The following is a 26,809-nucleotide window of genomic DNA, read 5'->3' on the forward strand; positions in this document are numbered from 1 at the left end:
ATGGAGCAAAATTCAAAGGGAATTTCAAAAAGGGGTTCGAAATGTTTTAACTCCGAACCCCTTTTGTCTTCAAATTGAAGCACCCAATTTTGGGTGCTTATAATAATCGATAAATTTTACTCGGCCTTCCACGAGTGGCGTGAGCCTCTTCACCAACGCATTGTGCCAAATCAACTTCGCACATATCCGCAATAATACGCCGTACATTACGTTCTGTCATCTCCAGATGTTTCGCTAATTCCTTTGTTGTAAAATTACCCCAGCCCATTCTTTGTACAAGGGCTGATATCTTCTTATATGTTTTTACACTGATATTCCCCTTTTTTAACTTTTCGATAAGGAGTTCATTGTGGGACCGGGTAGCATATTGTAATTCTTTCTTTTTGCCTGGTGATTCAATAATCTTTCCATCATCTTGAATAATTACAATTTCACGCTTCTTCATCTCTTTTGAATGTTGAATAGCCCGAAAAGCATTGATTTCCGCCGAATAGGCAGTTTCGCCGAAGCCAATTCCAACGGCAACGGTTGTATCTGCTTCAAAAGCCAATTTTTGAATGGTATCTTCAAGCGTAATAATTTCCCGTTCAATTGCGCCGCGAGAACTAAAAATCATGTATCTTCCATTCCCTTTCTCTGAAAAGGAACCATTTATTTTTTCACCAAGTTGAATTAACATTTCTTTTAGCCGAAGCTCCAAGTACTGTAAATGATAAGGAGTTTTCATTTCCTCTGCCACTCTGTTAAAATATTCAACTTCAATGATTTCAACACCAATTTGTGTATCTTTAAAGTAGGAAGTCTTTACTTTTTCAGAAAGAATCCGAAGCGTTTGCCGGATTTCCATCTTACTCATCGACATCCGGTAAGCTGGAATTCCATACTCCCTTAAAGCTTCACACACGGACGGAAAACAAGATAAAGCGCCTTCTGTCCTTCCCTTATTCCATAAATCCAAGTGAAAATGAAACAATTCATTAGTATCGACATCTGACTGAAACACTTTCGTATAGATCTTTGGGGTTTTAATATTCAACTGTGACAAAGCTTCTTCACTAATATTGTTTGAAGACATAGTATCGATACTAAGCCTCTCAATAATTTTCCCTTGTTCGTAAATCAACTCTAAAAAAGATTTATAAAAACCTGATTCCGTAGCAGGAACATGGACCATTATTTTATCTGTGCCTAGTGTTTTTTTCGCAATTTCATAGGGAAGTGGACCGGAAAAAAGCCATGCATGTACGTGAGAATGATGTTCTTTTACAATATTCTCTACCTCTTCAGTCTTTACATAGGGCAAAGAGATGAATTCCAATTCATGTTTATATTCTTCTGCCAAGTCTAAAATCTGTTCTACAGAAGTTTTTAGTCCGACTAGTCCGATTTTATACATCCTGTATTCTACTTCCTTTATCATCAGTAATATAATCAATGTTCTTTGTAAATATCCTAGTTTAACGTAAGTCATGCTATCGTAAATTTAAATTTTCTGCTCAGTTCTTTTTACCTTTTGTCCTATTTTATCATGCGACATGAAGGAAAAATACGTTGTATACGTTATTCATATTAGGTTTTCATGTCAGCTTTGTTATACTTCTTAGATAATCATCCATTATCTTTGTGTTTTCCAAGAGTTCTTTTTGCTTTTTGACATGACATAACCAATTTTCCAGTTAAGCTAAAAAACCACCTCTTTAGGTGGTTTCAGACTGTAGACAAACTCGAGGAAAACGAGTTTGTCTATTTTTTATGAGTTGTACAATTTGGCCGTTGATTTCCACTCCAGGCACTCGCTTTCCGCGGGCGGTCGGGGAGCCTCCTCGGCTTTCGCCTGCGGGGTCTCCCCTAGACGCGCTTTTCCCGCAGGAGTCTCGTACCTTCCGTTCCAATCAACTTTGTCTTATCTTTTAGATAAACACTTTTGCCCTGAGTCGCTTTTGTTTTAAAATAGAAGTATTAAAACTTGAGGTGATGAGGATGCTTTCGAAACATGACTCTATTCAGCGAGATCAACTTGAAATGATTACGTTAGATCAACTGGTGCCACCGAACCATTTGGTTCGTAAACTAGAGGCTGCCATTAACTTCACTTTCATTTATGACTTGGTGAAAGATATGTATTCAGAGGTAGGACGCCCAAGTATTGATCCAGTTATTTTAGTTAAACTGACATTCATTCAATATACCTTCGGTATTCGTTCCATGCGTAAAACGATTGAAGAAGTTGAAACTAATATGGCTTACCGTTGGTTCTTAGGCTATGGTTTCCATGATAAAGTACCTCATTTCTCTACGTTTGGGAAAAATTATGAGCGACGCTTTAAAGATACAGACCTGTTTGAACAGATTTTCTATCGCATTTTAATGACAGCTGCTAATAAAAAGTTAATAAGTGCTGAACACGTTTTCGTGGATTCCACACATGTGAAAGCCAGTGCGAATAAACGGAAATTTGAAAAGAAAATCGTTCGTAAAGAAACACGAGCGTATCAAGGGCGTCTTCAAGAAGAAATCAATCGAGATCGTGAAAACCATGGAAAGAAGCCTTTTCCATCAGATAAATTTGATAAAGAAGAGACCAAAGAGATTAAAGAAAGTACAACGGATTCTGAGAGTGGCTACTATGTGAAAGATGAACGAACAAAACAGTTTGCCTATTCATTCCACGCGGCCGCAGACCGCAACGGTTTTGTATTGGGAACGATTGTAACACCTGGAAATATACATGACAGTCAGATCTTAGAGCCACTAGTTGAACAAGTGATTGAGAAAATTGGAAAACCGGAAGCCGTTGCCGCAGATGCAGCTTATAAAACACCAGCGATTACAAGCTACCTATTTAACAAAGAAATCATACCGGCTTTACCTTATACACGTCCTCGCACCAAAGAAGGATTTTTCCGCAAACAGGACTATGTATACGATGAACATTTTGATTGTTACCTTTGTCCTTCGGGAGAGCTATTAAAGTACTCAACAACCAATAAAGAGGGCTATCGCGAGTATAAATCACCCAAACACACTTGTGCGACATGCTCATTTTTATCTCAGTGTACAGAAAGCAAAGACCATCAAAAAGTGGTGACACGGCATATTTGGCAAACACATGTGGAAGAAGCAGATCATCTGCGTCATCATCAAGATGTAAAAACTATATATGCGAAACGTAAAGAAACGATTGAGCGTGTATTCGCAGATGCAAAAGAAAAGCATGGTATGCGTTGGACAACTTTAAGGGGACTTAAAAAATTGTCGATGCAGGCGATGCTTACTTTCGCTGCCATTAATTTAAAGAAAATGGCCAATTGGACATGGGGAGGTCCAAAAATGGCCTAACATAGTGGGCTCGTAGAGCCCCAATCTCCTAACTTCAGGCAAAAATTCAAAGGGAATCTCAAAAAGGGGTTCGGAATTTTTTAATTCCGAACCCCTTTTGTCTACAAACTGAAACCACCTCTTTAGGTGGTTTTTTCATATTTTCAATAGGTTCTTCTAAACTAGAATTAGCCTGAACTTGCACCTCTGATTTCTAAAGAAAGTTATAAATTTTCCTTTTTTTATTGGTCATTGAAACATACCCTTCAAAAAGCGATAAAGTCCATCTTCTCTATATGAATGCTCCGTCACTTCATCGGCTTGTTCTTTGACCAGGTCTGTGGCGTTTTTCATGGCAACGGAATGTCCAGCGAGTTTAAATAGCGGGAGGTCATTTTCGCCATCGCCCACTGCCAGGATATTTTCCGGTCCTAGCTGGAAATGCTTCAGTAATAGTTGAACGCCTGTTGCTTTTGAGACGCCTTCCACGGTCACTTCTACATTGTGATGAGTGGAGGAAGCTGTTGTGAAGGCATTGTACTGCTTGATTTCTCCCAAATCCGCTTTCCATTTTCGGATGGTATCCATTTCATTGCTGAAAAAGTAGATTTTGGCTACGCTGCTTATATCCAGCTGTTCTGACCATCTTATTTTGTCTTCCACTGCATCCTGCCTTGATAGCCATTCATTTTCATCGACTGTCTCAGGCTTTGGCACCAAACCTTGTTTAACCATATAGCCTTTATCTTTAAGTAATGCCATCCGTGTTCCTTCATTCGGATGTACTTCGTAAAAAATCTCGCCCACTCCTGCTTTGGCGACCAATTCTTCCACAAGTTCCGGCGGCAGGGCATTTTCGACGATCTGTTTCTTTCCGATGAAGACGGACATTCCATTGGCAGTCACCATTCCATCGACTTCCATGCCGGACGGCAATACGTCCCTCGCTTCTTCCAGCGTTCTTCCTGTTGCAATGAAAATCAGCTTTCCACTTTCCCTAAGTTCCCCTATGTACTGTTCCAGCGTTTCACTCACAGTATTTCTTTCGTTCAATGTCGTGCCATCCAAATCGAGCACAATTGCTTTATTGGTCATGCAAATCACCTCAAAAATCCGAATGATAATGTAAATGCCAACAGCCCATTATCTATAAAGATCTTAGGCTGTTGTTTTCATTCATTTATTTTTGTTACTTTACCTTATCAGTATAACAGTTTAGGATAATCCTAAAAGTTTCATGACGCTTAGAATTAGGAGACCTACCACACCGAAGTCAGAATCACCAAATGTGGTACCTTCAAACCCTACATCCCCCAAGAAAACAAGGAGTATCGCCGGCAGGAAACTAATGATGAGTCCGTTGGCAAAGGACCCGAGCATCGCTCCGCGTCTGCCGCCTGTGGCATTTCCAAATACACCTGCTGCAGCTCCGGTGAAGAAATGCGGTACAAGCCCCGGAACGATGACTTTCAATCCAAGTACCGGAAGGAGGAACATGGATAATAGTCCAGCCAAGAAACTGAATAGGAACCCGATGATCACTGCATTTGGAGCGAATGGAAAGATGGTCGGACAATCTAGCGCAGGCTTCGTGTCAGGAGCGACTTTATCGGCAATCCCTTTGAAGGCAGGGACGATTTCAGCAATTAACATCCGTACCCCTGCAAGGATGATGTAGACTCCTGCAGCGAATGTTATCGCCTGGATGAAAGAGAATACGATGAAGTTCGAACCGCCGGATAATTCCCTTTCAATATAGTTCTGTCCGGCAAACAATGCGACGATCACGAAGAACATCGTCATCGTAAGCGATACAGCGACTGATGTATCCCTCAGGAATCCTAAAGACTTGGGAACCTTGATTTGCTCTGTCGTTTTTTCCTTATTTCCAAACCATTTTCCAACAGTCGCGGATACAAAATATCCGATTGTCCCGAAATGGCCGATGGCAAAATCATCGCTTCCGGTAATCTTCCGTACATATGGCTGAAGGAGGGCAGGGAACATCACCATGCATACCCCTAATAGAATGGAACCGACCAAGATGAGCGGAAAACCGTCAAGTCCGCCGACCGATAGGGTGACTGCAAGTAAACAAGCCATGAATAAGGTATGGTGTCCCGTTAAGAATATATATTTAAATGGCGTGAAACGAGCCAGTAAAACATTGACAACCATACCAAAAACCATGATAAGTGCAGTCGAAGTCCCAAAATCACTTTGGGCAGCTGCGACAATGGCTTCGTTATTCGGTATGACCCCTTGTACATTGAATGCATGATCGAACATTTTACTGAATATATCAAGGGCGCCAATGAGCACTGCCGCTCCCGCTCCAATAATAATGAAGCCCATGACGGTTTTTAGCGTTCCAGATACAACATCCGCACTGGATTTCCGCTGTAACAGCAGTCCAATGAGGGCAAACAGCCCCACAAGTATGGAAGGTGTACCCAAGATGTCATTCATGATAAGTTCCAGCATTGCCTCTCTCCCCCTCTTCTATTTGTTTCTTGTTATAGATGTGAAGCTAATTTCGATGTGATTTCGGGAATGCTCATCATGTTTTCCAGCGTGACGATCGTCCGGGTTCCATCATCCAGCTGACCGACAATATCCGCCGCTCCCAGGAAAATATCCGCCTGAACCGTTTTTGCAGATGCAAGATCCGTATGATCCACCTCGGCCGTCTTACCCATTTCCGTCAACGCTTTCTTCACATTCATCTCCATGATGAAGCTGCTTCCCAATCCGTTTCCGCATACTACCATGATTTTCTTCATATCAATCTCTCCTTTTTTATCCTACATGCATTTCCAATTTAGATTTGATTTCAGGGATGCTCATCATGTTCTCCAGTGTGACGATCGTCCGGGTTCCATCATCCAGCTGACCGACAATATCCGCCGCTCCCAGGAAAATATCCGCCTGAACCGTTTTTGCAGATGCAAGATCCGTATGATCCACCTCGGCCGTCTTACCCATTTCCGTCAACGCTTTCTTCACATTCATCTCCATGATGAAGCTGCTTCCCAATCCGTTTCCGCATACTACCATGATTTTCATTCCGCTTCCTCCTTCGAATATTTATGAACATACTCCATAAGGACAGATTTATCTGAAGTGCGTAGGATTTCTTCTATATTGGACGGTTCATTCAATAATTGAGTGAGCTGGATCAATGCCCGCAGATGCGAATCGTTATCTACGGCCGCCAAAATGATAATCAGGCGAACTGGTTTATCTGGCGCAAAGTCCACGGCTTCATCCAATTTCAGCAAACTCATGGATAAAGACCTGACCCCCTGCTCTGGACGTGCATGGGGAATCGCGACTCCAGGCGTTATCACTACATATGGTCCATTCGTTTCTATCGCTTCGATCATGGCATCCACATATCGTTCTTCGACTGTTCCTAAGTCCACGAGAGGTTTGGCCGCGACTTGAATGCCTTCTTTCCAATCGGAAACATGCTGCTGTAATTGAATCGTTTGCAAATTGAGCAGTTCTTCTAACACAGGCTTCTCTGCCTCCTTTAAAGAAAATTGGGTTATTTTTTGATGGGTATATACATTCGACTTCAAAGCCTTTTCAAGCTGATCCTGTTCATGGATGGTTGCATACTTGGAAATGACTTTTACTAATGCTGAAACATCTACACTTTCCGTCGTATATCCATACAATTCCTGCATGACTTGCTGGCGCAATTTATGTTTGTCCTGCATTTCCAAAATGGGCGGTACAACGAATAATGCCGCTTTTGTTCTCATATGCACCGTTGAAAAAACTAGATCGTACGAAAGTGGGGATTCAGCCGCATTTCTAACGGAAAGAACATCCAGGAACAAAATATCCGGAAATAATTCCCTCAATGTATAAATGAGGATATTGCTGATGCCAATACCATTCGGGCATACTACAATCGCCCGTTTTCGATCATCCAATGTCGTCCCTTGCCTGCGCAGCCATCCGCCAAAATAGATCGTGAAGTATGCGACTTCCTCTTCGGATACCGGACAGCCAATCTCTTTCTCCAACACCCACAGAGATTTTTTTGTCAAATGATGCAATTCAGGATAGACCTTCTGCACCCGTCCCGTCATCGGGTTAAGTTGCGGGAGACCATACCGCAGGCGATGATATGCCGGTTTAAAATGAACGTATAATTGTTGGCATAGCTGTTCTTTGTCTTTCAGGTGAACAAATGCCAGCCTCTCGAACTCTTCCACGATTTCCTGCAAAAGATGTTGAATGACTTCATCATCCTTAAGCGGGGAAATATCCTTCGTCCGGTTCATGCTCAATAAATGTAAGGTTGCGTATAAGTTTTCCGTTTCGCTCCATACTGATTGAAAGGCATTCGATCTCGTCATTTCCTCAACCATTTTATATTCTTCTGTCGCAACAAACGGAGCCCAGCTCTGGTCGGCCTGTAACTCTTCCCCTTTTTCTATGAGCTGATCTGTACATAAAAATAAATAGCTCAGTTCATGAAGCCGTTCATCCGTAAAGGTGATGCCTAAATTACGTTCGATCCTTTCAAGCTGTAACCGGATCGAGCTGATTTGCTTTTCATGATTTCCCCATATGCACTCCATGATTAATTCACTATTGGGACTATTCAGTACACGATGCACGAGACGTTCAATGATATATCTCTTTACTCGGCTTTCCCCAATCACCACGTAGCCATCTTGTTTGGAATACTGGATTTTGAGCGATATGTCCTTGTTTTTCTCTTTAAGTCTTTTCAAATCCTTCAACACCGTATTTCTTGAAAGCCCGGTGACCGTCTGGAAAAGATAGACGGACAATTCTTCTTGGCTTAACAAGATCATGAGGTAAAAGACTTTTTCCCTATCTGTCTCTGAAAATATATAATTGCGTTTTGTCAGTTTTACATTCAATTCTTCATCCCTGATTGTTTCAGAAAAGGAGTAGCCCATTTCACGATTATATTGAATCGGTTGATATCCATGAAAATGGAGCCAGTCATTCGCTTTGCTCAGACCATATTGTATTTGTCTTCTCGTCAGACCTGTTTGGGCTTCAAGTTCTTTCATTTTTGAAATGGGCGAATGCTGTAATAGTTTTAGTAAATTGGCGCTTCTTTCATCTAAAAACATTCTCAATCCCTCTCCCTGCTTCTACGATATCTCACTTCTTATTAAAAATGTAGCGTTTCTAAGTCCGAATGTTGTCATAGGTACTGCACAATAATATACTCTTTAAACATTTGTGCACAATACTGCATCCTTGCTTAATGCAATATTCGTTCAGTAATCCATTTTCAATGCAGTCTATATGTAGAAAAAGATACTATGTAGGCTTTTTCATACATATTAGAATGCATGATAAAGAACTAATGTTTTTTAGTGTGGAGGCCAGTGAGGTCATGAGACCGAGCAATAAAAGGAGTTCGGGGTGAAGCTAGGGTGAAAACAATGCAGATGTTCATAAAAAATAAGAGGGGACAAATGTCCCCTCCCAGTGTTAAATCTGCTTGCTGATCGCGCTGTGCTCCCCTATAGCTTCCGATTATATTTTGATAACCAGGAATGCACCAAAACCTTCGACATCGTTGCGTCAATCACGCTGTAATTCACATGCTGCGCTAAACCAATTCATAAGCTGCACACCGCTATGGGCCATACGCGCTATAGCAGTATCAGCTACCTGTTTGCTGACTGTTCCAGAAGCATCAGTGACAGCGAATACTTCATAACCTGCGTTCAAAGCGGAAAGTGCTGGGAAAGCAACGCAGACATCAGTAACCACGCCCGCAATGATAAGTTATTTTTTTCCAGTTTCTTCGATTGCTTTAACAAAATCTTCATTATCCCATGCGTTAATTTGTCCTGGCCGAGCTATTTTTGGCGCGTTAGGAAAGAGTTCTTCCACTTCTTGCATGAACGAAGAAAGTTCGTATGTAGGGAAATTCCCCCAACCCCTTCGTTGGTTTTTAATCAGTTTATAGTTTGGTAAAAAGAACTTCCCATAATTGATCATGAATTCTAAATTCCACACTCCAAGATAATGTAAATGGTTTTGGTTATATTGAACCCCTTCCATTTTCTGAATGTTTACAACATACTATAACCTATAAGGGAATTGGGAGGAGTGCAGAAATGGATGAAAAGAAAGTTACATGGTTAGAGCTCTTTTATGATTTGTTATTTGTGGCGGCCGTTGCGGGCGCAACTCATGTTTTACTGCATGTTGAAGATGGATATATCCATCTAGAGTATTTATTAAAGTTCGTGTTGATTTTTATTCCTATCTGGTGGGCTTGGGTAGGGCAAACCATATTTATTAACAGGTTTGGAAAGGATTTATTTCATCAACGGCTATTTTTGATATTGCAAATGTTTTTTGTCCTAATTATGACCTCAAGCTTATCAGTTGATTTTGATCCTTATTATCTTTCTTTTTTAACTGGTTATATTGGCTTAAGAGCCGTGACGGCTATCCAATATCTTGTTGTACAGCGGATAGAAGAAGGATTTCGAAAAAAAGCAGCACTCTTTTTGGGAAGGTATTTTTGGATTGGAATCGTCATTTCATTATTTTCCGTCCTTTTTGATTCCTGGCTTCGATATGCTGTGCTATATTTGGGCATCCTGATCGATATCATTATCCCGATCCTTGGAAGGAAGTGTTTAGAAAAGGTTCCTACAAATACGGCCCACTTGTTAGAGCGATTCGGTCTATTTACCATCATTCTCTTTGGGGAAGCTCTTGTGAGCACTCTTGCGGTAATCCAACCTAAACAAGGAAATTGGGATTCGATAGCCTTTTCTATCATTTCATTTGTCCTGATAATATCTATGTGGTGGCAATATTTCGATAACATGGAGAAGAAAGTCGACAAGTCTGTACAATCTTCCGGCCAGCTCATCATTTACGGTCATCTGTTTATTTTAATGTCTATAAGCATGATTGCAGCGGCAATCAGATTATTGTTTTTACAGGAAGTCCATTATTCATTTATCCTATATTTTGTTTTTGGTTCCGTATTGCTCTATTTCATATCAACCACTTTTGTTTTCCACCAATATCGACATAAGCACCAGCGCTTGCAAATATATCATTTAGGGATATTTTTAGGGATTTTAGCAGTCTTTTTTATTTTTAATTTGATTGTCCCGGCACCAAATATTGTGATAATAGCCGAATTAACACTGTTTTTTATCATCTTTGCCAAACTAACGATTACATAAGGATGGAAGTTTTTGCATTTGACACCATATTGGTTTATTCATAAGCTGAATGTGACGAAGAAAGAATGAGGTGACATTCATGAAAGAAAACACAACGAATCCCTCCACATCTAACAATGAGGAACGACTGGGTTTAATGTTATGGTTCAGAATAACACGAATATATAACCAAAGTATTCGGGAGTCCAATCAACATTTAAAGAAATGGAATCTATCGGCAGCCCAATTCGATATCTTGGTTCAAGTGGGTTCCCATGAACGATTGTCTCAGCAAGAACTTGCAAACAAGCTTTTTGTGACGAAAGGCAATATCACTCAGCTATTAAGGAAAATGGAAGAATTGGGATTGATTAAACGGGAACAGGAATGGAAAACAAAATACCTTTCATTGACTGAGGAAGGAAAAGAGTTTTTTCATGAAGTTGTTCCAAAACAAGAGCATTTTCAGACATCACAGTTTGCCAACTTGAGTGAGACGGAAAAACAACAGCTTTTAGATCTACTTAGTAAAGTTCAAAAATAAAAACAGATCACCTGCAAGAATGGTGATCTGTTTTTTTCTTTGTTACTTCGGTTTTTTCATGAACAATGAAAGCACCACATTCACGCTCGCGAAAACCAAACCAACTTTAAATACAAGTGATGAACCTGAGGCAGCAGCTGCCGGTAAATCATTTGCCACATTAGTCAAGTAGCCATTTTGCTTCGCAGAGAATAGCGAAACCATGACCGCTATGCCAATCGCTCCTGATACTTGCTGTGATGTTTGCGTGATCGCAATGCCATCCGGATAGAATTGTTTTGGCAATGCATTCAATGTATTCGTTTGTACTGAAGCGAGCACCATGCCAATGCCAAGCATCATCACGATATGCGTAACAACCATGATCCATAGTGCTGTGTCTGTTCCATACATTGCATATAGCCCGTAGCCAATGACAACCAGAATCGTTCCTGGTGTAATTACGGCACGAGGTCCATATTTATCGAACACCCGACCGATGATCGGGGCAAATACGCAGTTTAATAGACTTCCTGGCAGCATGATCAGCCCAGTGGCGAACGCAGACACCAATAACGCCATTTGCATATACATTGGCAACACAACCAGCATCGATAACATGTTAAGAAATGTAATCACGTTCATCGCAAGACCCAGTACAAATAGTGGGTATTTGAAAGCTTTTAAATTCAACATCGGGTTTTCCATCTTCGTTTGACGGATTGCAAACAGGATTAGGGCGATCACTCCAACGATGATCGTTCCAATTACCGTCATACTCGTCCAACCATGATCCCCGCCTACACTTACACCGTATACAACTCCACCAAAGCCAATCGTCGATAACACAACTGACACGATATCGATTGATACTTGCCGAGTTTCATTGACATTCGGAATATAGATATAGCCGAAGATAAGGGAGAATAACAAGAACGGAATCGTAAACCAAAATATCCAAGGCCATGATAACGTATCTATAATCATTCCTGCCAATGTAGGACCGAATGCTGGACCCGCCAAGATGACTAAGCCCATCACACCCATTGCCCCGCCGCGTTTATTCGGTGGGAAAATCGTGAAAATGACATTTTGCGTCAATGGCAAAATGATCGCCAGTCCAGCTGCCTGAATGACACGGGCCGTCAATAACACGCTAAAAGCCGGTGCTGCTGCAGCGATGACCGTTCCGATGATTGAAAAAAATAAAGACGCCATGAACATTTGGCGTGTTGTGAATTTTTGCATTAAAATTCCTGTTACCGGCACTAAAATACCAAGCGTTAAAAAGTACCCAGTTGCAAGCCATTGTATTGTCGTCGCATCCACGCCAAAAATGTGGCTCAATTCACCTAAGGCGATGTTCAAGGCGGTTTCACTAAATAGCCCGACAAAGCCTGCTACCAAGAGAGCAGCCATTACCGGTCCTGTTTTAATATTTTTATTATCCACTTGTTAAAACTCCTTCAATATATTGGGTAACAATTGCGAAATTACTTTTAGCGGCTTTGCTGATGTTTCGGCCAAACAAAGCATCATTGCCCCTTCGATGGAGGCTGTCATCATCAATGCGATATTGGAAGCTAACTCTTTTGAATATCCATCTTCCAGTAGCTTTTTAAAATAAATCCCTTGAATTTTCGTATAAAGTTCGGCGCAAGCCTTTCGAACAGGCTCACTTAATGTGGCCATTTCACTTACCATGCTGCTAAATGTGTAACCCGTAATCGTCCCTTCTCTTTCTAAATTGACGATTAGCTTTTCAATCATTGAATTTGTCGCTTCTAATGTTGTCGGATATCGTTCAAAAATCTCCACGATATCCATTGTAATTACTTCATTCAAGGAATGAAGGCAAGCGATTAATAATTCCTCTTTTCCATTAGGAAAATGGTGATAAAGCGAACCTTTCGTAACATGACATACTTTTATGATTTCGCTCAGTCCAACACCTTTATATCCTTTTTGTTGGAAAAGAATCGTTGCATGGTCGATTATCAACGATTTAGTATCCATTTCCGTAGCACACCTCCACCATACCAACCGGTCTATTTGTTACTATAACAAAAAAAATTCTTTGGATGTAAGTACTTTTTTGCTCTCTAAATAACGAATTCACAATTTAGACAAACTTTTTGAAATTGCATTTTAATTAATTTATCGAAAAAAATTGGGGATTTTTTACAGTTGACAATTTGTATACAAAGGAGGGGTTTTCGAAATGAAAAATTCAGGGATTTTAAGAAAGATGGACATCACCATGGTGAGCATTACAGTGGAAATGGCCATGGCCCGAAAACCTTTCGCCGAGGGCGGCAATTGCTTTCTTTAGAAATGATGGATCTTTGACGTTCAACCATTAAGGAACAGTTAGATAACCAGAATTTCAATCCATTAATCAAATCTTAGTCGGTGAATTAAAAGCCATTGATGTGTTAATCAACGAATTCATTCAATTATTTGAAATACAAGAAAGTGAAGCAAAGGCAACCTTCAATACAGGGGATTCTGCAGGGAAGGAAAATTGACCTCCCTTGAATTAAAAACGCCGACAAAGGAATTTATGGAAATTACCTACTAAACTGGCGGGACGGGGGGTACTTTAGTCGTTATGGATAACGTACTTGCGGGAGGCAGTGTGGCAGACAAAGATGCTCAACCTAATCATTATCCTGCATTTATGAAGGCGTTCAATGGAAACGTGGCCAATCAACCTCAATTGGAATCCCTGCTTATTCCAATCGGTGATGGGCTAAAACAGCTAAATTCACGTGTATATCGCTCAAACTCTCGTGTAAAGCGCAAATTCACGAGTAAAACTGCTAAATTCACGAGTAAAACGGCAAAACTCACGAGTAAATTGCTAAAATTCACGAGTAAACTGCTCAAACTCACGAGTAAAGCGCAAATTCACGCATATATCGCTCAATCTCTCGAGTTTATCGCTCAATCTCTCGAGTTTATCGCCCAAACTCTCGTGTAAAGCGCTAATTCACGAGTAAAACTGCTAAATTCACGAGTAAAACGGCAAAACTCACGAGTAAACTGCGCAAACTCACGAGTAAATTGCTAAAATTCACGAGTAAATTGCAAATTCAAGCATATATCGCTCAATCTCTCGGGTATATCGCCCAAACTTTCGTGTAAAGCGCTAAATCACGAGTAAAGCGCTAATTCACGAGTAAATTGCGCAAACTCACGAGTAAAACAGCCAAACTCACGAGTATACTGCTCAAACTCACGAGTAAGCTGCTCAAACTCACGAGTAAGCTGCTCAAACTCTCGAGTAAATTGCTAAAATGTCCGAATTTATCGATAAAGCTCTCGATTATATCGATCAACCTCGAGTTTATAGCTCTAACTCTCGAGTAAAGTGCTCAAACCCTCAATTATATCGCTCAAACTTTCGATATCATCAATCAAACTCACGAGTTTATCGCCCAAATATCCTTTTCATGAAGAAAAAATAACGGAATTTCTATAATCTTGAATGAAAATGATTTTTATTATCAATAATAAAATGGAAGAGGGTAACCAAGTTTGATGGTTACCCCCGATGATTTAAATTTCTGGATCAAATGTTTTGCAATCCGTTTCTTTGCTATTTGATGCTTGATTCCCTTTATGGCTGACAACATAAATAGCATCTGCACTGCATTTGTTTCCAGAATCCCAGTATTTACAATTATTCACTTCACATAGAACATCCTTTGCCATCGTATCACACCTCCTCATTTGCTATCATTAACAAAGTTGGGGTTCTTGATACTTTCCTTTTTCAGGTTCGGGTGCCTTGTTTTTAATGAAAACGGAATCTAAGGACCGGCAGAAAAAGGACGCCAGTTTGTCAAAGCATGTTCGGGATAGGCACAAGTTTCAGCGTTCTTCTATGTAATGATTCATATTGGCTCAGGAATGGTTCGGGCTTGATATCGGATTGACCATACATTCATGATTGGCTTCGATTGTTTGTAAGAAGCTTTGCATGGAGTTTGTCATGTAAGCATCTTTACGGTGAATGAAGACAGTCGAAATATTGCCGTACTCTTCTGGTATTGCATGAACATGCACATTTTCATTGGCTGCAAGGTGATTTACCGCTGATTGTGGTACGAGGGTAATGCCAAGGCCGAGTGTTACGCTGGTTAAGATGGTTTCCAATACATTGAACTCCATAATCCTTTTAGGCATCACTTCTTCCTCTTTCAACCATTGCTCCAGTTTAGATCGATATCCACACCCCTGACTGAATACTAAAATTGGTTCTGTTAAAAATTCTTCAAGGTTTAATGTTTCATTCCTTGTAACTAAAACAAGTTTTTCTGTACACACATCGTATTGCTGAATGAGTGGATGTTTAATCGGTCCTGTAACAAAAGCGCCATCCAGCCTATGTTCAATAACATCTTTAATTAAATCCTCCGTTAACCCAGCCTTTATGGATAAATCGACATTTGGATACTGTTTATGATAAGAGGCGAGAATCTTAGGAAGGCCGCTGACCGTTTCAACAGTACCGATGTTCAATATCCCCGTAGGTGTTTCACTATCCAGGAATACTTGTTTGAGTTCTTCCATATCAAGCAAAATTTTGTTTACATACACCAGCATCTTTCGTGCCTCTGCAGTTAAAGACATACCACGTTTATGCCTATTGAATAAAGGCGTCCGTAACTCATGCTCCAAATGCTTAATCCTCGCCGTTACATTGGATTGGACATAATTCAACTCAACAGCAGCCTTACTTATGCTTCCATATTTAGCGACGCACTGGAATATTTGCAAATCCCGAATTTCCATAAAAGTGACCCCCTTTCCTAAATATCATTAATAATGATGGTTACATTCACTTTAAGTCATTTTACATGATAATGACTTTATCATAAGGTGTGTATAGGAATTTAATCAATCATTATTTTTTTTGAGGGGAAGCTTTAAATGAAAAAGAATCAAGTTTTAATCGGTGCACTTTTATGTTTGACAGCCAGCATTTCTTGGGGAGCCATGTTTCCGGTTGCAGAAAGGGCACTCATGTATATAGATCCTTTTTATTTCTCTTTTCTGCGATATTTAGCTGTTAGCATAATTTTAGGGATATTGCTTTTAATTAAAGAGGGAACGAAGTCTTTTCGCTTGGAAGGGAAAGGAAAGTACTTATTGTTTTTTGGAACGATGGCGTTTACAGTATACAACTTTCTCATTTTCGCAGGTCAAGACTTACTGGGCCATAACGGGGTAATCGTTGCTTCCATCATGGAATCATTAATGCCTATGATTTCAATTATGATAATGTGGGTTTTCAAAAATGCCAGACCTAGGAAATATACCATCGCAAGTATGTCCCTTGCCTTAATAGGGGCTATTCTTGTGATTACCAATGGCAATTTATCATTCCTATTTTTATTGAAGGATAGCATCATTCCTATACTTTTCATTCTTTTTGGGGTTATAGGATGGGTTATATATACGATGGGCGGCGACCAATTTAATGGGTGGTCAACACTCCGCTATTCGACTTTAACGTGTATTTTGGGAACAACAGTATCTGCAATCATAACATTCCTTGCAACTTTAATTGGCCTGCCTGTCCCCACAGCAGAGGTTATTGAATCCATTTATGGCGAGATGATTTTCATGATTATTTTCCCGGGTGCCATTGCACTTTTAAGCTGGAATTTAGGTATTAAACTTTTAACGCCCATTAATGGCATTCTATTTATCAATTTAGTTCCAATAACCACGTTAGCCATTGTTTTTATCCAAGGGGGATCACTTACATCATTCGAATTACTGGGAACTTTTTTAGTGATATATGCTTTAATTCAAAACAATTATTATCAAAGAAAAAACTTGCCTTCCCATGTTGAAGAATTGAATCCAATGAAAGAAAAAAGAGTCAGTTAATTTATGGTACAAAACATCAATGGGAGGACAATAATGGATTACTTAACAATTATAATAATTTTTGGATTGGCTATACTATGGGAATTGGCAACGATTAATAAGAATGTAAAAAAAATGAATGAGCAAAATGCAGAATTAATTAATCTATATAATGATAGAAGTAAAAGAAATCAGTAAAATGGACATTTGGCACAACAGTGCCTGTAAGCAAAACTATGTGCAAAAAAGCCTCTTTATTTGAGGCTTTTTTTGCACTTTGCTTCGATATTTTACTGCCACATGACCGTACTATTCACCAAGTTTCTTCCGGATATCCGCCGCTACATTCTTTAAAGCCTTTTTTGATCCCCTTTCAAGGTCCCTGTTCAATTTCCTTTCTTTATAACTGACAAATAAAGAACTCAGATCATAGCCTTCCGGATATAAATCGACGGCTTTTATTTCAAGCTCGAGCCTATTGGCATGAACCTCCATGAAGGTATCTTCGAAAAGTACGACGACATTATTATATGAGTCCTTTTTCTTATAAACGATCGCATAATCATCCAGTTCGCTTACCTTCACCTTGTCGCCGACTTCAAATTCATACAATGCTTCCTTTGGAACCGCCGATACCTTCGCTTTTTTAATTTTACCTTCCTGGACACGCTCCAAATCGTAGTCTTTATTTTCGATATAGTGCTTTGCCTTTTGAAGAACCTTTTCACGGACATTCATTTTTTTTGCAATCCAGAGGGCATTGCTTTCCCCGGATTGACCAATCAACAGCTTGTATTTTGGCTCAAGTGTTTCACTGTTGAATTGCATGGCCGCATTCATGAAATCACTGTGTATTTCCGAATAGCGCTTGATTTCACCATAATGGGTCGTCGCAACGGTTATGCAGCCCCTCTGATAAAATTCCTCAAGGATGGCAATCGCTAAAGCGGCGCCTTCATTCGGTTCCGTTCCGCTCCCGATTTCATCGAACAGCAGCAATGAGTTATTGGTTAATGCCCCCATGATTTCCGAGATGTTTTTCATATGCGATGAAAACGTGCTCAGTGCATTTTCAATGCTTTGGTTATCACCGATGTCGACAAATACTTGATCGAAGACGGCAAGTTCCGTCCCTTCTTTCCCGGCAACATGCAGTCCTGACATGACAGCCAACGTTAGGATGCCGATCGTTTTCAGGACGACAGTCTTTCCACCGGCATTAGGGCCTGTAATGATCAAGCTGCGATAATCATTACCGATTTCAAAATCCAAAGGTACACTGTTTTGTGGCAAAAGGGGATGTTTACAGCCTTCTAACTTAATATAACCATGATCATTGATTTTCGGTTCGATCGCATCCATGCTTTTACTGAACTTTGCTTTTGCGAAGATCATGTCATATTGACTGATTAACTCGATGTTTATCTTGATCGGTTTCAATTGCTCGAAAACCGTTCCGGATAATGTGGCCAAAAGTTGATACTCTTCCATCGACTCCTCCGCTTTTAAACTTGCCAATTCTACATTCAATTTCGTCACAGAGGCAGGTTCAATGAACACGGTAGCCCCTTTTGCAGATACTTCCACGATCGTTCCGTCCACCTGATTTTTATAGGAGGCTTTGATCGGGATGGTGTAGCGATCATCCTTTTTACTTATGAAGGATTCCTGAATGAACTCCTTATTGGCTCCGCTCTTCAAGAACTTATTCAGCCGTTCCTCTATTTTACTTTCTGTCTTGATGATTTGGTTCCTGATCCGTTTCAGATCCCTGCTTGCTTCGGAAACAACAGCATTTCCTTTGATGGTGAATTGGATTTCTTCTTCAATGCTCCTGAATTCAGTCATCGAGCGGGCGTAGGAATGAAGTGTTGGTGCAAAGAACTCTTTATCGGTCATGAATTTCTTGATATTCCTGCAGCCTCTTAAGAAGTCTGCTATCGCCACTAACTCTGATGGCTCCAATATCATTCCCTTTTCCAATTTGTCGATATGGTAACCAACATGTGAAATGCCTTTTAAGGGAATATGACTTTCCGCATTCAGTAAATTCCTTGCCTCAGTGGTCTCATTTAAACGATTTTTAACGACATTCAAATGCCTGCTCGGCTTAAGCTGATCCAATAACGCTTTTCCCAATCCGCTTACGCAATGGTTTTTCACCATTTCCTTGAGTTGGATATATTGTAATTTTTCATAAGTCATTTTATTCATCTAATGATCCCCCTTGAATGAGTGAGTGATTAAAATTCCCAGAATCCAAAAAATGCCCGCAAAAGTCCCCCTACCTTTACAAATGAACAAGCCATTTGAGTAGAAAGCTCCTGCGGGCATCGGCCTTATCTATAGATAAGGACCTACAATCGATAACAAATTGGGCAGCTCGAATAGAACCGCGTACACAAAAAAGCATGATAGGACAAATCCCACCATGCTTTTCGTCGTAACACCTACATGTTACACGATTTATGGAAAAGGAGGCAGTCTTAAGGTAGGTATCCAACAATGCAGAATTGCACTGTGGAAAAAGGCATACTTAATCCACTGACCAATCAGTGATTAAATACCTTATTCAACTAAATTAGTTGATACCTACTCCCGACATAAAACACCACACCTTTTCTTAGATTGGAATTAACATACCATATCAGTAAAAAATAGTCAATTATTTTTAACTTAATTAATCGTCAGAAGAAGAACCATTGCCATCTTGGGAGGATGAGTGGTTCTTTTTCCGTTTCTAGGAGAACACAGACAGGATCAGACTGGTTGCTATAGCAACAAATATCTCTTTACCCCTATCTGTAATTAAGTTCAATAAGAAATGTCTAAAATTAGATAGAAAAGCAAAACTGTGACCTGCCACTCTATCCTCAGTTGCCCCTCTATTCTATTATATATTTTCAATAATGGTAATTATATGCAAATAAAACACTAATAAAAAAAGGCCGTATTCTCCCCTTCTACCCTAGTTACAAGTGCAGCTGACATTTGACGAAAAGGCTTCCTGCAATAGACCATTTTAATTAGCTCAAATTTCTATTGAATAGCATTCGTAAGAATACGGGATTAGGCTTCATCACTCATTATGAGAGGGACCATTTTCCTTTCATTCACGTTGATCAGTCCATGACTGAAGAAGTGATCGAATACTTGAACATTCGCATCCCCCCCTCCTAAGCTAGTCAACAAGGACCATCTGGTTTCTTGGAATTTCTAGGATGATTTCCTGACCCGTCCGGTAGGATTCCGTCATTTCCTTGTTCACAGTGAAATCCCCTATCACGGTTTCAACGACATATTGATAGCTTTTTCCCAGATACGTACTCACCTTGACTCGGCCAGATAAACTATTTCCCTGAACAGCTCCAGCATTATCTTTTTCCCTGATCATCAGATCGTCCGGCCTGATAGCACCTATTTTTCCAGATGAATTGGTCATCTGTGCATCCTTGTGCAGCACAAATGAGTAGCCTTGCTTGTTCAGTTCGATTTTATCTATATGATCCGTACGCTTATCGAATTCAATGAAGTTCTTGAAGCCGATGAAGTCTGCTACAAATTTGGTTTCAGGATATTTGTAAATGGTCGCAGGATCACTAAGCTGCTCGATGATCCCTTTATTCATGATCGCTACCTGGTCGGATATCGAAAAGCATTCTTCCTGGTCATGGGAAACATATACCGTTGTAATCCCCAGCTCTTGTTGGATGCGGCGAATCTCGACTCTCATATTCACCCTTAAGTTCGCATCCAGATTACTCAATGGCTCGTCAAATAATAGGATGTCCGGTTCAATCACCAGTGCCCTGGCAATCGCAACCCGCTGCTTTTGCCCTCCTGAAAGCTCTTTGGGATATCTCTTTTCAAATCCTTTTAAATTGACGATTTCGAGCACATTCATTACTTTATTTTCAATTTCACTTTTGGAATTCTTTCTCAGACGGAGTCCGAATGCAATATTTTCGAATATCGACAAATGCGGAAATAATGCATAGTTTTGGAACACAAAGCCAAAATTCCGCTTGTTAACAGGCACTTTCGTATAGTCCTTTTCCTTAAATAAAAACTTCCCTTCGTTCGCTTTTAACAGCCCGGCAATTAAACGCAGGGTCGTCGTTTTCCCACAGCCGCTCGGGCCAAGAAGGGATACTAATTTCCCTTTTTCAATCTCAAGATTGAAATCCTTTAATATATTCTGTTTGTTATAAGCTACAGATATATCTTGTAAAGTGAACAAAGCCATCCATCATTACCTCCTTTATCGTTTTGTGAAATAAGACAAGCCCATGAGCCGTTCTGGTAGGATCAAAGTAGTTTTCTACATACATCAGCATCTGAATCAGAAACTCCCTTACCCCAGCCCCTGTCATATAAACGAAAATGCCAACATTATTGAAGGATTCTAAGAAGGCGGTCATTACTGCCCAGAATTCCTGATTTTATATTCGGTAAGACGACTTTAAAGAAAGTGCGCTCCAAAGCTCTCAGCTGCTTCTTCAATGAAAAAGTCAAAATTTGATCCGCTTGAATCACACGGATGATGAACGGCGGCATGATAATAGTATGTCCTACAAACAGAGCCCATAAATCGGAAGCTGATAAACCCCCACAATATAACGTAAAAACGCAAAGCCCAGCACAATTCCCGGTATTAATATGGGAGAAACGAAAAATGCTGAATCACGCTTTTTCCTTTGAAATCGAACCGGCTTAATGCATAGGCAGCCGGCACTCCCAGTAACAGTGCAACAGATTCCGAAGCGATTTCCTGTTTTGAAAACTTTTTCAGAGAAATAAGTGCAAGATTGAAAACAGTTGATATAACCTTACACCGCATTGAAAACGCTCTCATAGGGATTTAATATAGCTAGTATAGAGCGATTAAAAATAGAGAGTATCAATGGCTCGTTAAATGAGGGAGGAATTATTATGAAGAAAGCTTTTGAGAAAGCGCAGCAGTTCGGTAAATCTTTTATGCTCCCGATTGCCGTTTTGCCAGCGGCCGGTTTATTGCTGGGAATTGGCGGCGCTCTTTCTAATCCAAATACAGTTGAGGCCTATCCTTTTTTAGACTTTGCTTGGCTGCAGGCCATTTTCACAATCATGAGTTCTGCAGGCAGCATCGTATTCGGCAACTTGCCGGTCATTTTTGCCGTAGGTGTCGCAGTAGGATTGGCACGTTCGGATAAAGGGACCGCTGCACTGGCAGCCATGATCGGCTATTTCGTCATGAACAGTTCAATAAATGCACTTCTTCAAATAAATGGGGAACTTGCCAAAGACAATTTGGCAGGTTCCGGACAGGGAATGGCGGTCGGGATCCAAACACTGGAGACCGGTGTGTTTGGCGGTATCGTAGTAGGTATCGTTGCCGCACTTTTGCACAATAAATATAATAAAATTCAGCTTCCGCAAGTGTTAGGATTTTTCGGTGGTTCCCGTTTCATTCCCATCATCGTTTCCTTCGCGTCCATCTTGGTTGGAGCCGTGCTGTTTATCGTATGGCCTTATTTCCAACTTTTCATAAACCAATTAGGTGCGCTGGTAACGAGCACAGGTACGATCGGGACTTTCTTTTACGGATTCATATTACGGATGCTCGGGCCGTTAGGGCTGCACCATATTTTCTACCTTCCCTTCTGGCAAACAGCTTTAGGCGGAACGATGGAGATTAAAGGGCAGATTGTCAGCGGGACCCAGAATATCTTCTTTGCGCAATTGGCCGACCCAACTACCGTCAAGTACTATGAGGGTGTTTCCCGTTTCATGTCCGGACGGTTCATCACGATGATGTTTGGTCTGCCTGGCGCGGCATTGGCCATTTATCACTGCGCTAAACCTAAAAATAAGAAAGTCGTGGCCGGCTTGCTTCTTTCAGCTGCCTTAACATCTTTCTTAACAGGCATCACCGAACCGCTTGAATTCAGTTTCTTATTTGTCGCCCCGATCCTTTATGTTTTTCATGCCTTCTTTGACGGACTTGCCTTCATGATGGCAGATATATTCAATATAACGATCGGTCAAACCTTTTCTGGAGGATTTATTGATTTTACTTTATTCGGGATACTCCAGGGCATCAGTAAAACAAACTGGGTTTATGTACTTCTCGTCGGCATTCCGTGGTTTTTCCTATACTACTTCACTTTTAAATTATTGATCAAGAAGAAGAATTTAAAAGTGATTGGCCGTGAAGATGATGAACAGGCCGCTGTTACCCAAGTAACGGCATCAGAGAGAACCCAGACCATCGTTGATGGATTGGGCGGACAGGAAAATATCGATATAGTCGATTGCTGTGCGACTCGTCTCCGTGTCACGGTAAAGGATGAATCATTGGTGAAAGAAGACGTCATTAAACAGACCGGTTCAAAAGGCGTCGTAAAAAAAGGGAATGGCATTCAAATAGTTTACGGTCCCCAAGTAACGATAATCAAAAATGAAGTGGAAGAATACTTGGGTCATTGAGAACATAGATAACGATAAGGACGTGTTAAACATGCAACAGGTGCTGGATAAAATTCACAAAAGCTTAATTGTATCATGTCAAGCATTGGAGAATGAGCCGCTGCACAGCTCTTTTATTATGGGACGCATGGCCATTGCCGCCAAAGAAGGCGGTGCGACGTGCATTCGCGCAAACTCTGTAGCTGACATAATGGAAATCAAGAAAAATGTGGACCTTCCAGTCATAGGGATCATTAAACAGGTGTATGGACAAAACGATGTCTATATTACTCCTACCATGGCCGAAATTGATGCATTGATGGAAACTAAAGCGGAAATCATTGCGACGGATGCTACAGCCCGGGTAAGACCGGACGGTAAAACGTTAAAGCAGTTTTATGGTGAAATAAGAGGAAAATATCCGGATGTTTTACTAATGGCGGATGTATCCACCATTGAGGAAGCCATATTCGCTGACGATTTAGGATTTGATATTGTAGCGCCCACTTTATACGGCTATACGGACGAAACGATCGGCGAGAAAATATATCAGGATGACTATGCTCTGCTCAAAGAGATCGTAAAAGCAGTGAAAAAAGCAAAAGTGATTGCTGAAGGAAACGTCATAACACCAGAAATCGCCCGCTCTGTTTTGGATATGAATGTCCATGCAGTAGTAGTGGGCGGGGCCATTACCAGACCGCAGCAAATCACTAAAAGGTTCGTGGATGCTATCCAAAAATAGAACATTGCACATAGTAATGAAAAGACCCAGACTGGCAACGGTTTGGGTCTTTTTTTTTGATCATACTTCCTCAGGTTATTGACGTCCCCATTGGATACATTAAACTATGAATACATATAAGAAATTTGAAATGGGTGATCAAATGGAATATCTAGCAGAAAACCTCATATATGGCATTGAGTGCAGCATGGACAAATTCACCAAAACAGAAGAAGAATTGGCCAATTATATTCTGCAGCGCCCTGAAGAAGTAAGTCAGTTTACCATTAGTCAAATAGCTAAAAAGCTTCATATTTCACCTGCAACCATTACGCGTTTTTTCCAGAAATTAGCCTTTTCTGGGTTCAATGAGTTCAGGCATGAGTTAAAAAGGTTCGTGGATGCTATCCAAAAATAGAACATTGCACATAGTAATGAAAAGACCCAGACTGGCAACGGTTTGGGTCTTTTTTTTTGATCATACTTCCTCAGGTTATTGACGTCCCCATTGGATACATTAAACTATGAATACATATAAGAAATTTGAAATGGGTGATCAAATGGAATATCTAGCAGAAAACCTCATATATGGCATTGAGTGCAGCATGGACAAATTCACCAAAACAGAAGAAGAATTGGCCAATTATATTCTGCAGCGCCCTGAAGAAGTAAGTCAGTTTACCATTAGTCAAATAGCTAAAAAGCTTCATATTTCACCTGCAACCATTACGCGTTTTTGCCAGAAATTAGCCTTTTCTGGGTTCAATGAGTTCAGGCATGAGTTAAAAAGGTTCGTAGATCTCCGAAATGCACCGAAAAATATGAAGAACATCAAGCAGGTGGATTATTTCGCTAAACTGTATCGAGATCACTTAGGTATCATTGATAATACCTTTCACATAACCACATATGACAATATCCAAAAAGCCGTATCTTTCCTTACACAGGCAAATAGGATCCATGTATATGGAATAGGGAGTTCAGGTATAGCGGCCCAGGAGTTCAAGTCAAAGTTTTTCCGAATCGGCTTAACTGTTGAAGCTATTTCAGATCCCCATCAGTCAATGATGGATGCAGCTTTAAGTAACGAGAATAGTGTTGTCATCGGCATTTCCATTTCCGGAACAACGAAAGAAGTGATTTCTGCAGTTAAAATCGCAAAGAAGCAAGGTTCACGCATCTTGGTCTTTACTGGGGATAAGAATTCCGAGCTCTCACAGCTTGGCGATATATCGCTATTGGTCACAAGCAAGAACAGCATGCATATGGGACAAAACATCTCTCCATTGCTTCCGCTGCTATTACTTTTTGATTTAATATACACAGAGTTGGTTGCTAAAGATTATAAAAACAGGATAAGCATCAGGGAAAAGACTTTAAAGGTATTAACCAAGAAGGACTGACTGTTAAAAAAGTGCATTACTTACCAATGCACGAATCATATAAAAAACTGCATCGCCAATGCTTGGATATTACTAACAATTGGGATGCAGTCCACTTTATATATTCCTTTTAAACTAAATTCCTTATGACTGGCATGGAACGTTCTTGGAGCCTCTCGGAAAGAAGACTATACGCAACTACTTTATTCTTGTACTGTTTGACTACATCCACATGGTCGTTGTAAATGTACACAAATAATCGAACATCGTTTTTTCCTCTTTTAGTATCAATCGTTATTGGAATCCCACTGTTGTCTGGATGTAAAAACAATTGCTCGTTCCCTGGGAATATATGATTCTTTTTCAAAAACTTAGCTTCGTTAAAATAATTAATGACTTGAACTTTGTCTTCACCTTCCAAACGATTTCCATCATAGGTTACGATTGCATTCGCGCCACTAATTTCCGAATGTATTTTAAATTTACTCAGAATCCAATTCACTGCATCGGTTGGTAGGCAGGTAACTAATAATTTAAGCAAACCTAAGATAATAGTCAAAACCAATACAGGCACTGTCATATTTCATCATCTCCGCTACGTTATAATTTAAGGCTGTTTTCGCATACTTTGCTGCTATTTACCAAGTAATGTGGTGTGGTTGATTTCCCCTTCAGATGCTCGCTTTCCGCGGGGCGGGCGGTGAGCCTCCTCGGCGTAAACGCCTGTGGGGTCTCACCTGTCCCGCTGCTCCCGCAGGAGTCTCGCACTTCCACTCCAATCAACCTTAAATAGTCTCGGTTTAAAAACAACAATCTTAACGAAAAGAGCCTAATTTAAAGTTTAATTGAAAGAGGCGGTCAGTTTTTCTTTGAAGTGACCGTTCTATTACCGTGTTTCTTGTTCACCCAGCTTGCAAAGGTGATTTTTTCACGTATTAATCAGATTCTTTCGTTCACATTTCCGCCACATATGTGAACAAATTCACAATTCCCCACAAATGGAGTATGTCTTGTATATCATTCGTACAAAACATGATCTTTTTACAATTAAGCCTTTATTTCTATCCATTTTGATATGCTATCATAATAATCATTCACGTGGTATCTTAGGCTAATTTTATTACGAAGTAGATGATGCCTACAGTTAATACTAGGGCAAGACCAATATATATATAACTAAGGTTCAACAAATTCCCTCTCGTTGCTGCAGAATAATCACTATCACTCTTCCCCGTTAACGAAAGGGTACCAACCAGAGCAACTAAACTAATGGCTACTACTAATATTACACTTATCGTCATGATTCAACGCCTCCCAATATTATTATCTATTT

Annotated in this window: 23 protein-coding genes and 4 pseudogenes; 11 read left to right on the plus strand and 16 right to left on the minus strand. The window is 40.3% G+C overall.

The annotated features are described in order from the left end of the window. Positions 1–97: 97 nt before the first annotated feature. A complete protein-coding gene (locus tag UP17_RS20455) occupies positions 98–1,396 on the minus strand; it encodes a helix-turn-helix domain-containing protein (protein ID WP_061464836.1) in 1,299 nt (432 codons plus the stop codon). A 584-nt stretch (positions 1,397–1,980) separates the two neighbouring features. Between UP17_RS20455 and UP17_RS20460 the strand changes: the two genes are divergently transcribed. Next, positions 1,981–3,339: an IS1182 family transposase gene (locus UP17_RS20460; RefSeq protein ID WP_061464757.1), complete on the plus strand. Its 1,359-nt coding sequence runs from the start codon at positions 1,981–1,983 to the stop codon at positions 3,337–3,339. Between the two features lie 228 nt (positions 3,340–3,567). On the opposite strand, the gene UP17_RS20465 is transcribed toward UP17_RS20460, so the two are convergent. The 6 genes and pseudogenes from UP17_RS20465 to UP17_RS26980 all read right to left on the minus strand — a co-directional run. After that, a complete protein-coding gene (locus tag UP17_RS20465) occupies positions 3,568–4,413 on the minus strand; it encodes a Cof-type HAD-IIB family hydrolase (protein ID WP_061464837.1) in 846 nt (281 codons plus the stop codon). 120 nt (positions 4,414–4,533) lie between these two features. After that, positions 4,534–5,802: a PTS ascorbate transporter subunit IIC gene (locus UP17_RS20470; RefSeq protein WP_061464839.1), complete on the minus strand. Its 1,269-nt coding sequence runs from the start codon at positions 5,800–5,802 to the stop codon at positions 4,534–4,536. A gap of 32 nt (positions 5,803–5,834) precedes the next feature. Then, entirely contained in the window at positions 5,835–6,101 is a 267-nt protein-coding gene (locus UP17_RS20475; protein WP_048883161.1) for a PTS sugar transporter subunit IIB, read from the minus strand. Positions 6,102–6,117: 16 nt separating this feature from the next. Beyond that, the gene (locus UP17_RS20480) at positions 6,118–6,384 is read right to left on the minus strand and encodes a PTS sugar transporter subunit IIB (RefSeq protein ID WP_048883162.1); all 267 of its coding nucleotides are present in this window, start codon (positions 6,382–6,384) and stop codon (positions 6,118–6,120) included. Beyond that, positions 6,381–8,444, minus strand: a complete 2,064-nt coding sequence (locus UP17_RS20485) for a BglG family transcription antiterminator (protein ID WP_061464841.1) — start codon at positions 8,442–8,444, stop codon at positions 6,381–6,383. Before UP17_RS20485 ends, UP17_RS20480 begins: the two co-directional genes overlap by 4 nt. A 383-nt stretch (positions 8,445–8,827) precedes the next feature. After that, positions 8,828–9,228, minus strand: a pseudogene (locus UP17_RS26980) (isochorismatase family protein); the annotation flags it as partial. A 218-nt stretch (positions 9,229–9,446) separates the two neighbouring features. Between UP17_RS26980 and UP17_RS20495 the strand changes: the two are divergent. Both UP17_RS20495 and UP17_RS20500 read left to right on the plus strand, forming a co-directional pair. Beyond that, complete coding sequence (locus UP17_RS20495) at positions 9,447–10,538, plus strand: low temperature requirement protein A (protein ID WP_061464845.1); 1,092 nt, start codon at positions 9,447–9,449, stop codon at positions 10,536–10,538. Positions 10,539–10,617: 79 nt separating this feature from the next. After that, positions 10,618–11,061 carry a MarR family winged helix-turn-helix transcriptional regulator gene (locus UP17_RS20500; RefSeq protein ID WP_061464847.1) on the plus strand — a complete coding sequence of 148 codons (444 nt, stop codon included), beginning with the start codon at positions 10,618–10,620 and terminating at the stop codon, positions 11,059–11,061. Between the two features lie 42 nt (positions 11,062–11,103). Here the strand turns inward: UP17_RS20500 and UP17_RS20505 are convergent, their stop codons facing one another. Next, positions 11,104–12,492: a DHA2 family efflux MFS transporter permease subunit gene (locus tag UP17_RS20505; RefSeq protein WP_250211709.1), complete on the minus strand. Its 1,389-nt coding sequence runs from the start codon at positions 12,490–12,492 to the stop codon at positions 11,104–11,106. A 3-nt stretch (positions 12,493–12,495) separates the two neighbouring features. Next, the gene (locus UP17_RS20510; protein ID WP_061464849.1) at positions 12,496–13,056 is read right to left on the minus strand and encodes a TetR/AcrR family transcriptional regulator; all 561 of its coding nucleotides are present in this window, start codon (positions 13,054–13,056) and stop codon (positions 12,496–12,498) included. A 183-nt stretch (positions 13,057–13,239) separates the two neighbouring features. Here UP17_RS20510 and UP17_RS28995 point away from each other — a divergent pair. Both UP17_RS28995 and UP17_RS29785 read left to right on the plus strand, forming a co-directional pair. After that, a pseudogene (locus tag UP17_RS28995) lies at positions 13,240–13,568 on the plus strand (hypothetical protein). 68 nt (positions 13,569–13,636) lie between these two features. Further along, positions 13,637–13,795, plus strand: a pseudogene (locus UP17_RS29785) (O-methyltransferase); the annotation flags it as partial. Between the two features lie 806 nt (positions 13,796–14,601). Here the strand turns inward: UP17_RS29785 and UP17_RS26990 are convergent. Next, positions 14,602–14,757 (minus strand): DUF1540 domain-containing protein, encoded by a 156-nt coding sequence (locus UP17_RS26990; protein ID WP_065310844.1) that lies wholly within the window; start codon positions 14,755–14,757, stop codon positions 14,602–14,604. Positions 14,758–14,949: 192 nt separating this feature from the next. Then, the gene (locus tag UP17_RS20520; protein ID WP_061464854.1) at positions 14,950–15,840 is read right to left on the minus strand and encodes a LysR family transcriptional regulator; all 891 of its coding nucleotides are present in this window, start codon (positions 15,838–15,840) and stop codon (positions 14,950–14,952) included. A gap of 138 nt (positions 15,841–15,978) precedes the next feature. Here UP17_RS20520 and UP17_RS20525 point away from each other — a divergent pair, with 138 nt between their 5' ends. Next, the gene (locus tag UP17_RS20525) at positions 15,979–16,944 is read left to right on the plus strand and encodes a DMT family transporter (protein WP_061464856.1); all 966 of its coding nucleotides are present in this window, start codon (positions 15,979–15,981) and stop codon (positions 16,942–16,944) included. A 33-nt stretch (positions 16,945–16,977) separates the two neighbouring features. Then, positions 16,978–17,121, plus strand: coding sequence for a hypothetical protein (locus tag UP17_RS28385; RefSeq protein ID WP_167555999.1), 144 nt, complete (start codon positions 16,978–16,980; stop codon positions 17,119–17,121). 111 nt (positions 17,122–17,232) lie between these two features. On the opposite strand, the gene UP17_RS20530 is transcribed toward UP17_RS28385, so the two are convergent. The 3 genes and pseudogenes from UP17_RS20530 to UP17_RS29000 all read right to left on the minus strand — a co-directional run. Beyond that, on the minus strand, positions 17,233–19,137 hold the full coding sequence (locus UP17_RS20530) for an endonuclease MutS2 (protein ID WP_061464858.1): 1,905 nt from the start codon (positions 19,135–19,137) through the stop codon (positions 17,233–17,235). A 967-nt stretch (positions 19,138–20,104) separates the two neighbouring features. Beyond that, on the minus strand, positions 20,105–21,169 hold the full coding sequence (locus UP17_RS20535) for an ABC transporter ATP-binding protein (RefSeq protein WP_061464860.1): 1,065 nt from the start codon (positions 21,167–21,169) through the stop codon (positions 20,105–20,107). A gap of 15 nt (positions 21,170–21,184) precedes the next feature. Further along, positions 21,185–21,781: pseudogene (locus tag UP17_RS29000) on the minus strand (ABC transporter permease); the annotation flags it as partial. A 74-nt stretch (positions 21,782–21,855) separates the two neighbouring features. On the opposite strand from UP17_RS29000, the gene UP17_RS20545 reads away from it, so the two are divergent. The 4 genes from UP17_RS20545 to UP17_RS20560 all read left to right on the plus strand — a co-directional run bounded on the left by UP17_RS20545 (position 21,856) and on the right by UP17_RS20560 (position 25,497). After that, positions 21,856–23,391, plus strand: a complete 1,536-nt coding sequence (locus tag UP17_RS20545; protein ID WP_061464864.1) for a maltose/glucose-specific PTS transporter subunit IIC — start codon at positions 21,856–21,858, stop codon at positions 23,389–23,391. Between the two features lie 31 nt (positions 23,392–23,422). Next, positions 23,423–24,115 (plus strand): N-acetylmannosamine-6-phosphate 2-epimerase, encoded by a 693-nt coding sequence (locus tag UP17_RS20550; RefSeq protein WP_061464866.1) that lies wholly within the window; start codon positions 23,423–23,425, stop codon positions 24,113–24,115. A gap of 106 nt (positions 24,116–24,221) precedes the next feature. Further along, entirely contained in the window at positions 24,222–24,512 is a 291-nt protein-coding gene (locus UP17_RS20555) for a MurR/RpiR family transcriptional regulator (protein ID WP_061464868.1), read from the plus strand. A 106-nt stretch (positions 24,513–24,618) separates the two neighbouring features. Next, complete coding sequence (locus UP17_RS20560) at positions 24,619–25,497, plus strand: MurR/RpiR family transcriptional regulator (protein WP_250211710.1); 879 nt, start codon at positions 24,619–24,621, stop codon at positions 25,495–25,497. Positions 25,498–25,606: 109 nt separating this feature from the next. Here the strand turns inward: UP17_RS20560 and UP17_RS20565 are convergent, their stop codons facing one another. Both UP17_RS20565 and UP17_RS20570 read right to left on the minus strand, forming a co-directional pair. Further along, a complete protein-coding gene (locus UP17_RS20565; RefSeq protein WP_061464870.1) occupies positions 25,607–26,056 on the minus strand; it encodes a YfmQ family protein in 450 nt (149 codons plus the stop codon). 526 nt (positions 26,057–26,582) lie between these two features. Further along, entirely contained in the window at positions 26,583–26,777 is a 195-nt protein-coding gene (locus tag UP17_RS20570) for a hypothetical protein (RefSeq protein WP_061464872.1), read from the minus strand. Between the last annotated feature and the right edge of the window lie 32 nt (positions 26,778–26,809).

Origin of the sequence: Peribacillus simplex (genome assembly GCF_001578185.1) — a bacterium.
In the GTDB taxonomy this organism is placed as follows: Bacteria; Bacillota; Bacilli; order Bacillales; family DSM-1321; genus Peribacillus; species Peribacillus simplex_A.

Excerpts from the sequence above, each read along its gene's own strand:
- UP17_RS20455 (WP_061464836.1), bottom strand. The coding sequence starts at position 1,396 with ATGTATAAAATCGGACTAGTCGGACTAAAAACTTCTGTAGAACAGATT.
- UP17_RS20460 (WP_061464757.1), top strand. The coding sequence starts at position 1,981 with ATGCTTTCGAAACATGACTCTATTCAGCGAGATCAACTTGAAATGATT.
- UP17_RS20465 (WP_061464837.1), bottom strand. The coding sequence starts at position 4,413 with ATGACCAATAAAGCAATTGTGCTCGATTTGGATGGCACGACATTGAAC.
- UP17_RS20470 (WP_061464839.1), bottom strand. The coding sequence starts at position 5,802 with ATGCTGGAACTTATCATGAATGACATCTTGGGTACACCTTCCATACTT.
- UP17_RS20475 (WP_048883161.1), bottom strand. The coding sequence starts at position 6,101 with ATGAAGAAAATCATGGTAGTATGCGGAAACGGATTGGGAAGCAGCTTC.
- UP17_RS20480 (WP_048883162.1), bottom strand. The coding sequence starts at position 6,384 with ATGAAAATCATGGTAGTATGCGGAAACGGATTGGGAAGCAGCTTCATC.
- UP17_RS20485 (WP_061464841.1), bottom strand. The coding sequence starts at position 8,444 with ATGTTTTTAGATGAAAGAAGCGCCAATTTACTAAAACTATTACAGCAT.
- UP17_RS20495 (WP_061464845.1), top strand. The coding sequence starts at position 9,447 with ATGGATGAAAAGAAAGTTACATGGTTAGAGCTCTTTTATGATTTGTTA.
- UP17_RS20500 (WP_061464847.1), top strand. The coding sequence starts at position 10,618 with ATGAAAGAAAACACAACGAATCCCTCCACATCTAACAATGAGGAACGA.
- UP17_RS20510 (WP_061464849.1), bottom strand. The coding sequence starts at position 13,056 with ATGGATACTAAATCGTTGATAATCGACCATGCAACGATTCTTTTCCAA.
- UP17_RS26990 (WP_065310844.1), bottom strand. The coding sequence starts at position 14,757 with ATGGCAAAGGATGTTCTATGTGAAGTGAATAATTGTAAATACTGGGAT.
- UP17_RS20520 (WP_061464854.1), bottom strand. The coding sequence starts at position 15,840 with ATGGAAATTCGGGATTTGCAAATATTCCAGTGCGTCGCTAAATATGGA.
- UP17_RS20525 (WP_061464856.1), top strand. The coding sequence starts at position 15,979 with ATGAAAAAGAATCAAGTTTTAATCGGTGCACTTTTATGTTTGACAGCC.
- UP17_RS28385 (WP_167555999.1), top strand. The coding sequence starts at position 16,978 with ATGGATTACTTAACAATTATAATAATTTTTGGATTGGCTATACTATGG.
- UP17_RS20530 (WP_061464858.1), bottom strand. The coding sequence starts at position 19,137 with ATGAATAAAATGACTTATGAAAAATTACAATATATCCAACTCAAGGAA.
- UP17_RS20535 (WP_061464860.1), bottom strand. The coding sequence starts at position 21,169 with ATGGCTTTGTTCACTTTACAAGATATATCTGTAGCTTATAACAAACAG.
- UP17_RS20545 (WP_061464864.1), top strand. The coding sequence starts at position 21,856 with ATGAAGAAAGCTTTTGAGAAAGCGCAGCAGTTCGGTAAATCTTTTATG.
- UP17_RS20550 (WP_061464866.1), top strand. The coding sequence starts at position 23,423 with ATGCAACAGGTGCTGGATAAAATTCACAAAAGCTTAATTGTATCATGT.
- UP17_RS20555 (WP_061464868.1), top strand. The coding sequence starts at position 24,222 with ATGAATACATATAAGAAATTTGAAATGGGTGATCAAATGGAATATCTA.
- UP17_RS20560 (WP_250211710.1), top strand. The coding sequence starts at position 24,619 with ATGAATACATATAAGAAATTTGAAATGGGTGATCAAATGGAATATCTA.
- UP17_RS20565 (WP_061464870.1), bottom strand. The coding sequence starts at position 26,056 with ATGACAGTGCCTGTATTGGTTTTGACTATTATCTTAGGTTTGCTTAAA.
- UP17_RS20570 (WP_061464872.1), bottom strand. The coding sequence starts at position 26,777 with ATGACGATAAGTGTAATATTAGTAGTAGCCATTAGTTTAGTTGCTCTG.